We start from the raw sequence: 12,215 nt of genomic DNA, 5'->3' as shown, positions 1-12,215 counted from the left end.
TGATTGAACGATTTTTTTTTATTAATTAATATTATTAGAGTACTTTAGTTCCCTCCTTGAATCATAAATTAATACTAAGAATATTTCAAATGAAAGGTTTCAGCAAAGTTTATTTTTTAATCGCCCTACTGACATGTAACCTACACTTCGCACAGCAGGATGACAAACAAGAGGAATTGTCTTTAGACGGTGGTTCCATAGAAAGTCAATTTGAATATTTATACAAAAAATCAGGCAATTATAATGCGGAAGGAAAAAGATATGAAGTGGTTCGCACTATAAACCTGGATAAGCTTAAGAAAAATGTCCTGGATTCTATAAATGCAGCTAATAAAAAAGCTGCTGAGCTAAAAAACACAATTAGTGCGCAAGAGGCCTCTATCAATTCACTAAATAGCAAATTAAAAGAGACAACAGATAACCTTACAGCTGTTACTAACGAGAAAGACAGTATGGCTTTTCTAGGTGCTACGGTTTCAAAAGGAACTTATAATTTTATATTGTGGACGGTGATAATTGGTTTACTCATGTTATTCCTATTATTTGTGTTTAAGTTTAGAAGAAGTAATATATTAACACAACAGGCGAAATCTAATTTAGCTGAGCTTGAAACTGAATATGAGGACCACAGGCGACGGGCTTTGGAAAGAGAACAAAAGATAAGCAGGCAGCTCCAGGATGAAATAAATAAATACAAAAAATCAAAATAGAAAAAGCTCCTTTAAGGGGCTTTTTTTAGCCTAATACATTATGACTACTATAATTCGGGCAACGAAAGAGCATATTTCCGTATTGATTCCGCTTTTGGATAAATACCGAACTTTCTACAACCAGAATTCAGATGAACAGGCGGCCCGAAGATTTTTGGAGAATAGAATGAAAAATAAGGATTCTGTCATCTTCCTTGCTTTTTATGACAGTTCTCCGGCAGGTTTTACACAACTATATTCTTCCTTTTCCTCGGTAAGTCTTAAACCCATATTTATTTTAAACGATTTGTATGTGTATAGCGAATTTCGAAATAAAGGTATAGGCAAAGTATTATTAAACAACGCCAAAGAATATTGCCTGTTGCAGGAATACAAGGGGTTGGCTCTGGAAACAGGTATAAACAATCCTGCACAAAAATTATATGAACGTCTGGGTTGGAGAAGAAACACTACTACGCTTCATTATTTTTGGGAAGCAAAATAGGTTTGTCTAAATAAAATAAGTTATATGCTTATGCGTATTGATATTATTACTGTTTTACCAGAATTATTAAAAAGCCCCTTTGAGGCTTCTATACTGAAGCGTGCAATAGATAAGAAACTGGTTGAAGTACACGTCCATAACTTAAGGGACTATACAGATAAAAGCTATAATCAGGTAGATGATTATCAATTCGGAGGTGGTGCAGGGATGGTATTAATGATTGAGCCAATTGATAAATGCATTAGTTCTCTCAAAAGAGATCGAAAATATGATGAGATAATTTACATGACACCGGATGGGGATACCCTAAATCAAAAAACTTCAAATAGTTTGTCCTTATTAAAAAATATTATCATACTCTGTGGCCATTATAAAGGAGTCGATCAGAGGGTCCGAGATACTTTAATTACCAGGGAAATATCCATTGGAGATTATGTGCTTTCCGGAGGTGAATTGGGGGCCGCTGTTCTCTGTGATACAATTATTCGTCTGCTTCCGGGGGTTCTAAATGATGAAACTTCTGCACTAACAGATACTTTTCAGGACAACTTATTAGCCCCGCCGGTATATACAAGACCAAGGGAATATAAAGGTCTGAAAGTTCCGGATATATTAGTAAGTGGTAACTTTCCTGAAATAGAAAAATGGCGGGAGGAACAGGCAATTAAAAGGACCATTGAACGCAGACCTGATTTATTGGAAGAGTAAAAACTTATGCTTCTGCTTAAAAATTGCGATAAATCTCTTGGAAGTACTAATATAAAGAGTATTTTTGCAATCGATTTGAAACCAACCTCTGACGAAATACGTGAATGTTGTTTTTGGCTTAAATAAAATAAAAATCAATGGAATCCTTAATAAAATTTGTTGAGAACGAATTTGTTCCGAAAAAAGAATTTCCACAATTCGCTGCAGGTGATACAATTACGGTATACTACGAAATAAAGGAAGGCGAAAAAACACGTACCCAGTTTTTTAAAGGTGTAGTTATACAACGAAGAGGAACAGGTGCTACAGAAACGTTTACAATTCGCAAAATGTCTGGTACTATAGGTGTGGAGAGAATATTTCCCATAAATATGCCGGCTTTGCAGAAAATTGAAATCAATAAGAAAGGTAAAGTACGCAGGGCTCGTATTTATTACTTTAGAGGCCTTACCGGTAAAAAGGCAAGGATTAAAGAAATTCGATCTTAAAAAGTTCACAGTATTAAGAAACCCTGATAAATTAATTATCAGGGTTTTTTTATTACATGAGATTTATTTCTTCTCTTTTAGGCCATTTTTTTTTCAAATTCCAAAATAGTTTTAAAAATAATAGAAACGCAATCTAAAAGTTGTTCTTCTGTCATAACCAGTGGCGGTGCAAAACGAATAATATTTCCATGAGTAGGTTTTGCAAGTAACCCGTTTTCTTTTAATGCAATACATATATCCCAGGCTGTAGAGCTATCCTCATCGTCATTTATAACAATGGCATTTAAAAGTCCTTTACCCCGAACCAGCCGAACAAGATTACTTTTTTCTATTAACTTCCTTATTTCAGATCGAAATAATTTGCCCAGACGATAGGCATTTTCCGCTAAATTTTCATTTTTCACCACTTCAAGCGCGGCAATCGCAACTGCACAGGCCAAAGGGTTTCCACCGAAAGTAGAACCGTGATTACCCGGTCTGATGACGTCCATAATATCATTGTTGGCAAGAACAGCCGATACAGGAAAAACACCTCCGGATAAAGCCTTTCCCAATATCAAAATATCAGGTTTCACATCTGGAGTTCCGCTGCATAATTTATCCGCACAGGAACAATTGCCGCAAGAAGCCAATAATCGACCGGTCCTGGCAACCCCGGTCTGTACTTCATCTGCAATGAACAAAACATTGTTTCTCTTGCATAGGCTATACGCTTCCTTTAGATAGTCCTCCCCCGGAACATAAACTCCTGCTTCACCCTGAATAGGTTCAACCATAAATGCAGCAACATTCTTATCCTCCAAAGCCTCGCTCAGGGCATTGATATCATTATATCTGATTGAGAAAATTCCCGGAGTAAAAGGGCCAAAATTCTCTGTTGCTATTGGATCATTGGAAGCAGAAATAATTGTGATCGTGCGACCGTGAAAATTATTTTGACAAACAACTATTTTAGCCTGATTTACAGGAATACCCTTTTTCTCATAGCCCCATTTTCGTGCAAGTTTCAAAGCTGTCTCTACTGCTTCTGCACCCGTATTCATTGGTAATACACGGTCAAATCCAAAGTATTCCGTAATGTATTTTTCGTATTTACCGAGCATATCATTATAAAATGCTCTGGATGTAAGCGTCAATTTTTCAGCTTGCGCCTTTAAGGCCGAAATAATATGTGGGTGACAATGTCCCTGATTTACAGCTGAATAAGCCGATAAAAAATCATAATACTTTCTACCTTCTACATCCCAGACATAAACACCTTCTCCCCTGCTTAAAACAACTGGTAATGGATGATAATTTTGCGCCCCGTATTTTTCTTCCAATGCTATAGCATCCTGGGAAGATATCTTTTCTAAAACTGACATTTTCCTTACAATTTTGATAAAACTTTAGCTATTCCTTCTTTGGGAGAGAAATCATCCTATGCAGTATAGCTAAATTACAAATTTTGGCACAATTTAAAAAATATGCCATCCTTACCTATTCTGATTATTTTTGCATTCTGCCGAGAGTTGAAATTTGTAATTCCAGTCGTTTGAGTTCTCGAAGAATATCATTCTTATCCATTTGCATCCAAACAAACAACTTAAGCATTGCCATCGCAATCATGCTTAAAAAACCGGCTGATGCCCATTTTATAAGTTCATTGGTGCTATCTGTATTAAAAAACCGGACTATACAATAAATGAAAGCCATAAACATTAGTAGATGTACAACATTCATAATCGCTGCTAACCATCCCAATTTTCCCTTATAAATCTCTCCTATTTTTCCTATGAGATTCTGCTCTTCCAGGTCATCGTAAAAGGCGGCCTCCTCCTTTGACAATGTCTCTTTAATTAGTTCGTCGATCTTTTCTGTTTTCTTATTCATGATTTCTGTTTTTTAAAATTGTTTTTAATTTTTCACGGGCATGGTATAATCTCGATTTTACGGTCCCTTCAGATTTTTCTATAATCTCACTAATTTCCCGAAGGGAATATTCTTCCAGATAAAACAACCTAAGTACAACTTGTTGTTCCTGAGGTAATCTTTTAATGGCCTCATAAACTTTTAGAAGATCAGATTCTATATGGTTCAAGTCATAATCTGCCTTGGGTTCGTTATGGTATTCCCTTAGTTTTTCTCTATTTCTACTATTCTTGTTCAAATAATCAATAGATTTTCTGGTAACAATCTGCATCGCCCAACTTCCAAAACTGTTTGGGTTTTTTAAGTGGGGTATTTTTTTGATGATTAACCCCCAGCTATCCTGAACTATATCTTTCGCAATATCTTTATCATAAGTAAACCAATAGGCGTGATTGCACATTTTTGAATTATAACGACTTACCAATAAGGAAAATGCCTTCTTATTCCCTGATCGATATTGTAAAACCAATAATCCTTCGAATATTTTCTTAGCGTTTCCCTTGTCCATTCCAACTTTAGAGACAGATTAATTTGAAAAAGGTTCAATTATTTTTATCCTTTTATTTAATTCCTACTAAAGATAAGATTAAAGATTCGTGGTAAATGGTATTTTTGGGGCATGAGAAAAAGAAGTAGTCCTCAGGTTTTTGAGAATATAGCTGTCACTGATGCAGGAGCCAAAGGCAAAACTATTGGTAAAGCACCAGATGGCAGAATCATTTTCATTTCCAACGCGGTACCGGGCGATGTTGTAGACGTGCAAACGACTAAAAAACGAAAGGCCTATTTTGAAGGTATAGCTACAAATTTTCACAGCTTATCTGATAAAAGGGCAACCCCTGTATGTGAGCATTTTGGAATTTGCGGAGGATGTAAATGGCAACATATGGATTATACACACCAGTTGTTCTATAAGCAAAAAGAAGTTGAAAACAATTTGAGGAGAATTGGTCATCTGGAAATACCTGAAATTTTACCAATAATAGGGTCTGATCAAAAATATTTTTACCGCAACAAAATGGAATTCTCTTTCTCGGACAGCAGGTGGTTAACCCAGGAGGAAATTAAATCAAATAATGAAATAACAGATAAAAATGCCATAGGATTTCATATCCCTGGCATGTGGGATAAGATACTGGATATTAAAAAATGTCATTTACAATCAGATCCCTCCAATGAAATTCGTCTTCAAATAAAGAAATATGCGCTGGAAAATGGACTTAGTTTTTTTAACCCCCGAAGTCATCGTGGTCTTTTAAGAACGCTGATGATCCGAACATCATCAACAAAACAAATAATGGTGTTAATCCAATTTTATGATGACGACGAGAAGAAACGAAACGGGTTATTAAATCACCTGAAGAATAAATTTCCCCAAATTGATTCCTTATTATATGTTATTAACCGTAAGGGTAATGACACCATTTATGATCAGGAGGTACATTGCCATAGCGGCAAAGAATATATCTACGAAGAAATGGAGGGTCTGAAATTTAAGATCACGGCAAAGTCATTTTATCAGACCAATTCTCAACAGGCCTACGAATTATATAAAATAGTAAGAAAATTAGCTGGTTTAAATAAAACGGAGCTTGTCTATGACCTTTACACGGGCATAGGCACCATAGCACAATTCATAGCTGCTGAAGCTAAAAAAGTTGTAGGAATTGAGGCAATTCCAGAAGCTATTCTGGCGGCCGAAACAAATGCTCAGGAGAATAACATTAACAATGTGGGCTTTTACTCAGGAGATATGAAAAACATTCTGAATGATGAGTTTGTGGCCTTTAACGGAAAACCAGACGTTATAATAACGGATCCGCCCAGAGATGGTATGCATAAAGATGTAGTGAGGCAAATTCTTGAAATTGCTCCTGAAAAAATTGTTTATGTTAGTTGCAATAGTGCTACGCAAGCAAGGGACCTGGAACTAATGAAAGAAGTGTATGAAATAAAAGCAATACAGCCTGTAGACATGTTTCCTCAAACACATCACGTGGAAAATGTTGTACTTTTGAAAAAACGGATTCATTGAAAAAAAGCTCATATATGCTTAAAGATATTGTTAAATAGATATGGGAAAAATAAAGATTCTACTCTTGATTTTAATGGTTGTTATCTCATTTTCTGCCTGCGAAAAAGACGATATTTGCGTGGATGGCGACACACCACTTATGATCATTCGATTTTATGATAATGATAACCCAAGCGAGTTAAAAGCCGTCCCAAATCTGAGAATAATCGGGTTAGGGCAATCCTCCACCGTCAATACAATTGCCGACAGAACTTCTTTGGATTCTGTTGCACTGCCATTAAGAATAAATGAAGTCAATACCAGTTTTATATTTATTTCCGATTCAGCAGATGAAGATGATTTGGAAACAGGTAACATTGACACACTCAGTTTCGACTATAGCACACAGGAAATTTTTATTTCGAGGGCCTGCGGTTATATTGCCAATTATGATGACTTAAGTGAAACGATTACTTCAGACAGTGAAAATTGGATCCAGAACATTGAAATAGTTTCACCATTAATAAAATTGCAAGACAGCGCCCATGTTAAGATATATCATTAGTTGTTCCCTGCTTTTAAGCATCTTAACAAGTAGTGCCCAAACCGATTCACTGGATTTAAGTCCCAGAGATTCAACAAGTTTTGGACAGCGCTATGGCTTGCGCATTGGTGTAGATTTAAGCAAACCTATTAGGGCACTGCTAGATAGTGATTATTCCGGACTGGAATTTGTGGCAGACTATCGTATTACGAATAAGATATACATTGCCGCTGAGTTTGGCAATGAGGAAAAAACCAGTTTTGAAGCTCTGGAAAATATAGATGACCTTAACAGAGTGGAAATATACAACTATACCACCTCCGGAAGTTATATAAAACTCGGCATTGATTATAACACCTATGAGAATTGGTATGGGATGACTAATTCTATAATTTTTGGTGCCAGATACGCAGGTAGCACTTTTAGCCAGACATTAAATAATTATACTATTTACGATAGCAACAGGTATTGGAATCCCAATAATTTTGCTCCGGGGTCTGATGCTCCTCAGGAATTTTCAGGATTAAATGCCACCTGGTTGGAATTCCTTTTAGGAATAAAAGTCGAACTTTTTGCAAATTTATACCTTGGAGCCAGTGTCAGGCTGGCTTATTTATTCACGAACACTGAAGCTGATTCCTTCCCAAATCTGTGGATTCCCGGTTTCAATAAGGTAAATGATAATAGCAAATTTGGAGTGGGCTATAATTATTCCATTTCTTACTTCATTCCATTATATAGAAAAAAGGCAAAGGCAAAGAAGAACGAAAATCCTGTGGAAGAATAGTTTATTTTACAGGTTTTTGGTTACTAAAGCTGCTTATTGTATTTAGCCTTTTTACTACCCTCGTACATTATATACTTTACAAGCCGGGATTCCAAATGGCTATTAAATACTTTTATTTTTCGTGATGGACGCAGTCCGACAAATTTTAAAGCTTCCAGGTTCGAAGTAATGAACCAGGCATCTGTACCGGGATAATTTTGTTTCAGAGTATCCCCAATATTCCCGTAAAATTCTTCCATTTCAATATTCAGGCGCTCTCCATAAGGTGGATTAAATACGATGTGCAAATGGTTTTCAGTGAATTTTTCTGATTCAAAGAAGTTTTTACGTTCAACAGTAATGTATTCTGACAAATTAGCATTCGCTGCATTATCCTTAGCTTTCTGCACGGCGGAAGGAGCTTTGTCATAACCTATGATTTTATAGTGAAACTCTCTGGTTTTGTTTAAACAACTTTCTACTATTTTCTCGTAAAGTTCACTGTCAAAATCGTGCCATTTTTCAAATGCAAACTCTTTTCGATTAATATTTGCGGGTATGTTGCATGCTATCATTGCGGCTTCCGTTAAGAATGTTCCACTACCACACATTGGGTCTAAAAAATGAGACTGTCCGTCCCATCCGCTTAAAAGAAGAAGTCCTGCCGCCAAAACTTCATTGATAGGAGCAATATTTGTTGCTGTCCTGTAACCTCGCTGATGTAGGGAACGCCCTGAAGTATCGAGGGATACATTGCACCGGTTCATTTGAATATGGATGTTTATTCGCAAATCGGGAAATTTCACATCTACATCCGGTCGTTTACCTACAGTATTACGAAATTTATCTACAATGGCGTCTTTCGTTTTTTGAGAGACATATAATGAATGTGTAAAATTTTCTGAATTAACGGTGGCATCTATTGCAAATGTTATTTCCGGATTTAGATATTTAGACCAATCCATCGCAAATATTTTCTTATAAAGATCTGTTTCGTCCTTAACATAGAAAGAATCAATAGGCTTTAATATTTTAATAGCAGTACGCAGGCATAAATTGGCTTTATACATAAAACCCGTATCACCTTCAAAAGAAACCATCCTTACCCCTTCGACAACATTTACAGCTCCGAGGTTGCGCAATTCCTTTGCAAGTATTTCCTCGAAACCAAACATGGTCTTAGCAACCATTTTAAAATTATTACCCATAATACATTTAAAGAATGCCACAAAAATACACTAATTTTATCCACATTGTTTTTTAGTATCCCTAAGACCATTTTAAATTGGCATGACTTATATTTTACTGATCATTGCTGTTCTTTTAAGTTTTGGTTTTGTTGTCTTAACAAAACCGAAAAGGAAAGAAGGCCTTCGTTTATTACTGGCATTCAGCGGATCATTTTTATTAGCTCTTACCCTCTTCGAACTTTTACCTTCGGTCTATCAAAAGGCTGATCCAAAAATCATAGGTATCTGTATAATGCTGGGGATTCTCCTGCAGATTTTTCTGGAATTCTTTTCAAAAGGTGCAGAGCATGGACATGTGCATCTTAATAGTGAGCAAAGAAATTTTCCATGGCTGGTTTTTATCAGTCTTTGTGTACATTCATTCTTAGAGGGCATTCCTATAAACCAGAACAATGATATAATTTATGGCATTTTGGTACACAAAATACCTATAGCCCTTATATTAAGTATCTTTCTTATAGGTTCAAAAATTAATATTTTATACGGGACTTTGTTTATGGTATTCTTTTCTATAATGACGCCACTGGGAAGTTTTGCCGCCTCAAAGCTCGATTTTATTTCAAATTATAGCGCTCCTATTACTGCCCTGGTCATAGGCGTATTTCTCCATATTTCTACAGTTATCCTTTTTGAAAGCTCTGAAGGACATACATTCAACATTAGAAAGTTAACAGCGATTGTACTTGGGACAGTAATAGCATATTTTCTTTAGATTACTGCTAAGGCAACATAAAACCAATGACTTATTGCACCACCTAATACCAGGAAATGCCAAATGAGGTGGTTATGCGGCATACGCTTAAATGCATAGAAAAAAATACCTGAAGTATAAAAAAACCCTCCTAATAGCAGTAAAAATAAGCCCAGCCCGGAAGTATTTATAAGTATACTTTGAAGGTCAAAAACAATCAACCACCCCATAAAAAGATATAATATTAGTGACAGTACCTCAAATTTTCCTGTAAAAAAAAGTTTTAGAATTGTACCTCCAAGAGCTATTCCCCAAACTGTATAGAAAATTAACCATCCATTTCCTTCCTCCAGAGTAATTAGCGCTACTGGTGTATAGGTGCCGGCTATCAAATAATAAATACTTATATGATCCAATACTCTCAGTTTCATCTTTACCGATTGGGTAGATACATAATGGTAAAGTGTTGATGCCGAAAACAAAAGGACGATTGAAATACTATATATGACTATGGAAACAGTTGAGTACTCCGTTTTGTGGGTATCAAATTTTAAAAGGAAAAAGAATCCAATTATACCGAGGAAAATCCCAATTGCGTGGGATATGGCATTTAGCTTTTCTTCCTTATGATAATCTATATCCACTATTTATAGCGTTTACCCCGCTTTATTACCATATCTACATCTTGTAATAAACTTATATATCTCAAAACGTCACCATTCACAGCAATGATGTCTGCGTATTTTCCGGGGGTTATAGTCCCAACTTCATCCGCGACTCCCATCCATAAGGCAGGCCAATATGTGGCAGATCTGATTGCATACATCGGGTCAATTCCAAATTCATTTACCCAAACATCCAGTTCATTCCATGTAGACTGACTATGAAACTTTGTTGGAATACCACTATCTGTACCAACCAGTAAGACAACACCTGCATCCAGTAACTGGTTAATTTTAGTTTTTAATGTAGGTTTTCTTGAAGGTGTCAGCTGAAAATACGGTAGTCTATCCGGATGCGCAATACTTCGCTTAATATCAGCAACAATACTATCTGGTAGCCCAAGATGCCAGGAGTCATTATCGAGTTTTTCGGGATTATCCCGAACATATTCATAGTTATATAAGCCTTCAACTGTTGGGCACCAAAAAAGGGGTCCTAAATTCATTTGAGCAGTTCTCTCTTTAATCATTTGCATTACATCATCGGGATATTGGGGTGCGGAGGACAAACCGGTATGTTCAAAACAATCTACATTCACTTCCAGACCTCTTCTAATTTCTTCTGGTCTGTGCCCATGTGCCACGACCTTTAAATTGTTTTTATGTGCTTCGTCTACCACCGCTTTGAGCTCTTCCCTGGTCATCTGGTCCTGATCAATAAGTTTGATAACATCTACGCCTGCTTTGGCCAACTTTTGTATTTTTTTCCTTCCATCCTCCGGGCCATCCACGCCCCATCTGAAATCTTCTGTCCCCGGATAGGGTTTATGCTGAATAAAAGGTCCTGAAACATATAGCGTAGCCCCCGGTATTTCTCCTTTATTTATAGCATCTCTTACGGCTATGCTTTCTTCAAGAGGAGCTCCAAGATCTCTGGCGCTTGTAACTCCTGCCATCAGTAATTGATGCGCGGAAGAAGGCATTATGACATCTTTAAAAAGAGGAGGATAGGTTTTATCCCAATAGGCATAGTCTGCGTGGCCATTGATCATGGTATGGACATGCATATCCCATAGACCGGGAAGTACAGTCATTCCCTCTGTAGAAATAATTTCGGCATTAGTGGGTATGTTGATATTCCCCACTGTTCCTACTTCCTTAATTTTTTGGCCGTCAATAATTACAACACTGTTTTTAATTGGATCAGAACCGAACCCATCAATAAGTGTTCCGCCAACAAGGGCTTTAATTTTATTTTCCTGAGAAGAAATTATTACTGTAAAAAGGCAAATTATTATTGTAAGTACATGTTTTTGCATAGTGCTTTTTCTTTCTATAAAGATAGGAAAAACATATAGTGTGTTGTTCCATTTGCGTAGCACAAAAATTACAGATAAAAAAAAGCACCTACCAACGAATTGATAAGTGCTTTTAAAGAAGGCGGCGGCCTACTCTCCCACCAGTTACGGCAGTACCATCGGCGCAGACGGGCTTAACTTCCCTGTTCGGTATGGAAAGGGGTGGACCCCGTCGCCATGGCCACCCGAGTTTTGCGTTGTCCGATTTGCGGAACAACGTCTGCCGGTTAGTTTTCACTAGCGCTGGCAGCAATATCTTAACATAATGAGACAGGGTGTTTACTCTGGGAGGTAACGTATTTAATAGGGAGGATGTGCAAGACTACCTTTTCTACAAGGCTCTTGACGGCGCAAGCTCAACGGGCTATTAGTATCACTCGGCTGCGTACCTTGCGGCACTTGCACCTATGACCTATCAACGTGGTAATCTTCCACGGCCCTTTAAAGAAATCTCATCTCGCGGCGGGTTTCGCGCTTATATGCTTTCAGCGCTTATCCCTTCCCGACTTAGCTACCCGGCAATGCCCCTGGCGGGACAACCGGTACACCAGCGGTCGGTCCGACCCGGTCCTCTCGTACTAGGGTCAGGACCGCTCAAATTTCTAACGCCCGCAGTAGATAGAGACCGA

Annotated in this window: 14 protein-coding genes and 2 rRNA genes; 8 read left to right on the top strand and 8 right to left on the bottom strand. The window is 37.2% G+C overall.

From position 1 onward, the window contains the following. The first annotated feature begins 89 nt into the window (after positions 1–89). From G504_RS0106985 to rplS, 4 genes are all read left to right on the top strand, one after another. On the top strand, positions 90–710 hold the full coding sequence (locus tag G504_RS0106985; RefSeq protein ID WP_019669438.1) for a hypothetical protein: 621 nt from the start codon (positions 90–92) through the stop codon (positions 708–710). A gap of 40 nt (positions 711–750) precedes the next feature. Further along, on the top strand, positions 751–1,194 hold the full coding sequence (locus G504_RS0106980) for a GNAT family N-acetyltransferase (RefSeq protein ID WP_019669437.1): 444 nt from the start codon (positions 751–753) through the stop codon (positions 1,192–1,194). A 30-nt stretch (positions 1,195–1,224) separates the two neighbouring features. Beyond that, positions 1,225–1,902, top strand: coding sequence for a tRNA (guanosine(37)-N1)-methyltransferase TrmD (gene trmD, locus G504_RS0106975; RefSeq protein ID WP_026348442.1), 678 nt, complete (start codon positions 1,225–1,227; stop codon positions 1,900–1,902). Positions 1,903–2,039: 137 nt separating this feature from the next. Continuing rightward, on the top strand, positions 2,040–2,390 hold the full coding sequence (gene rplS / locus G504_RS0106970; protein ID WP_019669435.1) for a 50S ribosomal protein L19: 351 nt from the start codon (positions 2,040–2,042) through the stop codon (positions 2,388–2,390). 77 nt (positions 2,391–2,467) lie between these two features. Here rplS and rocD read toward each other — a convergent pair whose 3' ends face one another. From rocD to G504_RS0106955, 3 genes are all read right to left on the bottom strand, one after another. Then, positions 2,468–3,754: an ornithine--oxo-acid transaminase gene (rocD, locus tag G504_RS0106965; protein WP_019669434.1), complete on the bottom strand. Its 1,287-nt coding sequence runs from the start codon at positions 3,752–3,754 to the stop codon at positions 2,468–2,470. Positions 3,755–3,878: 124 nt separating this feature from the next. Beyond that, positions 3,879–4,262, bottom strand: coding sequence for a DUF6768 family protein (locus G504_RS0106960; RefSeq protein ID WP_019669433.1), 384 nt, complete (start codon positions 4,260–4,262; stop codon positions 3,879–3,881). Further along, complete coding sequence (locus tag G504_RS0106955) at positions 4,255–4,809, bottom strand: RNA polymerase sigma factor (RefSeq protein ID WP_019669432.1); 555 nt, start codon at positions 4,807–4,809, stop codon at positions 4,255–4,257. Before G504_RS0106955 ends, G504_RS0106960 begins: the two co-directional genes overlap by 8 nt. A gap of 111 nt (positions 4,810–4,920) precedes the next feature. On the opposite strand from G504_RS0106955, the gene rlmD reads away from it, so the two are divergent. Genes rlmD through G504_RS0106940 form a run of 3 tightly spaced genes read left to right on the top strand, consistent with a single transcriptional unit; the run spans position 4,921 to position 7,646 of the window. Further along, entirely contained in the window at positions 4,921–6,336 is a 1,416-nt protein-coding gene (gene rlmD, locus G504_RS0106950; protein ID WP_019669431.1) for a 23S rRNA (uracil(1939)-C(5))-methyltransferase RlmD, read from the top strand. A gap of 40 nt (positions 6,337–6,376) precedes the next feature. Next, the gene (locus G504_RS0106945; RefSeq protein WP_019669430.1) at positions 6,377–6,880 is read left to right on the top strand and encodes a DUF6452 family protein; all 504 of its coding nucleotides are present in this window, start codon (positions 6,377–6,379) and stop codon (positions 6,878–6,880) included. Continuing rightward, the gene (locus G504_RS0106940; protein ID WP_019669429.1) at positions 6,861–7,646 is read left to right on the top strand and encodes a DUF6048 family protein; all 786 of its coding nucleotides are present in this window, start codon (positions 6,861–6,863) and stop codon (positions 7,644–7,646) included. Before G504_RS0106945 ends, G504_RS0106940 begins: the two co-directional genes overlap by 20 nt. Before the next feature lie 23 nt (positions 7,647–7,669). Here G504_RS0106940 and G504_RS0106935 read toward each other — a convergent pair whose 3' ends face one another. Next, positions 7,670–8,833, bottom strand: a complete 1,164-nt coding sequence (locus G504_RS0106935; protein ID WP_019669428.1) for a THUMP domain-containing class I SAM-dependent RNA methyltransferase — start codon at positions 8,831–8,833, stop codon at positions 7,670–7,672. A gap of 82 nt (positions 8,834–8,915) precedes the next feature. On the opposite strand from G504_RS0106935, the gene G504_RS0106930 reads away from it, so the two are divergent. Continuing rightward, positions 8,916–9,587 carry a ZIP family metal transporter gene (locus G504_RS0106930; protein ID WP_019669427.1) on the top strand — a complete coding sequence of 224 codons (672 nt, stop codon included), beginning with the start codon at positions 8,916–8,918 and terminating at the stop codon, positions 9,585–9,587. On the opposite strand, the gene trhA is transcribed toward G504_RS0106930, so the two are convergent. The 4 genes from trhA to G504_RS0106910 form a co-directional block, all read right to left on the bottom strand. Then, entirely contained in the window at positions 9,584–10,210 is a 627-nt protein-coding gene (trhA, locus tag G504_RS0106925; RefSeq protein ID WP_026348441.1) for a PAQR family membrane homeostasis protein TrhA, read from the bottom strand. The genes G504_RS0106930 and trhA overlap by 4 nt on opposite strands. Next, positions 10,210–11,547, bottom strand: coding sequence for an amidohydrolase family protein (locus tag G504_RS0106920; RefSeq protein WP_019669425.1), 1,338 nt, complete (start codon positions 11,545–11,547; stop codon positions 10,210–10,212). Before G504_RS0106920 ends, trhA begins: the two co-directional genes overlap by 1 nt. Positions 11,548–11,663: 116 nt before the next feature. Beyond that, positions 11,664–11,775: ribosomal RNA gene (gene rrf / locus G504_RS0106915) — 5S ribosomal RNA — on the bottom strand. 157 nt (positions 11,776–11,932) lie between these two features. Next, positions 11,933–12,215: ribosomal RNA gene (locus tag G504_RS0106910) — 23S ribosomal RNA — on the bottom strand; the annotation flags it as partial.

The sequence above is a fragment of the Eudoraea adriatica DSM 19308 genome (genome assembly GCF_000382125.1).
Taxonomy (GTDB): Bacteria; Bacteroidota; Bacteroidia; order Flavobacteriales; family Flavobacteriaceae; genus Eudoraea; species Eudoraea adriatica.
Note: the sequence above shows the minus strand (reverse complement) of the source record. Positions and strands in the feature narration are given on the sequence as shown.

What these genes read in the sequence shown, in the direction of transcription:
- G504_RS0106985 (WP_019669438.1), top strand. Translation starts at nt 90, where the DNA reads ATGAAAGGTTTCAGCAAAGTTTATTTTTTAATCGCCCTACTGACATGT.
- G504_RS0106980 (WP_019669437.1), top strand. Translation starts at nt 751, where the DNA reads ATGACTACTATAATTCGGGCAACGAAAGAGCATATTTCCGTATTGATT.
- trmD (WP_026348442.1), top strand. Translation starts at nt 1,225, where the DNA reads ATGCGTATTGATATTATTACTGTTTTACCAGAATTATTAAAAAGCCCC.
- rplS (WP_019669435.1), top strand. Translation starts at nt 2,040, where the DNA reads ATGGAATCCTTAATAAAATTTGTTGAGAACGAATTTGTTCCGAAAAAA.
- rocD (WP_019669434.1), bottom strand. Translation starts at nt 3,754, where the DNA reads ATGTCAGTTTTAGAAAAGATATCTTCCCAGGATGCTATAGCATTGGAA.
- G504_RS0106960 (WP_019669433.1), bottom strand. Translation starts at nt 4,262, where the DNA reads ATGAATAAGAAAACAGAAAAGATCGACGAACTAATTAAAGAGACATTG.
- G504_RS0106955 (WP_019669432.1), bottom strand. Translation starts at nt 4,809, where the DNA reads ATGGACAAGGGAAACGCTAAGAAAATATTCGAAGGATTATTGGTTTTA.
- rlmD (WP_019669431.1), top strand. Translation starts at nt 4,921, where the DNA reads ATGAGAAAAAGAAGTAGTCCTCAGGTTTTTGAGAATATAGCTGTCACT.
- G504_RS0106945 (WP_019669430.1), top strand. Translation starts at nt 6,377, where the DNA reads ATGGGAAAAATAAAGATTCTACTCTTGATTTTAATGGTTGTTATCTCA.
- G504_RS0106940 (WP_019669429.1), top strand. Translation starts at nt 6,861, where the DNA reads ATGTTAAGATATATCATTAGTTGTTCCCTGCTTTTAAGCATCTTAACA.
- G504_RS0106935 (WP_019669428.1), bottom strand. Translation starts at nt 8,833, where the DNA reads ATGGGTAATAATTTTAAAATGGTTGCTAAGACCATGTTTGGTTTCGAG.
- G504_RS0106930 (WP_019669427.1), top strand. Translation starts at nt 8,916, where the DNA reads ATGACTTATATTTTACTGATCATTGCTGTTCTTTTAAGTTTTGGTTTT.
- G504_RS0106920 (WP_019669425.1), bottom strand. Translation starts at nt 11,547, where the DNA reads ATGCAAAAACATGTACTTACAATAATAATTTGCCTTTTTACAGTAATA.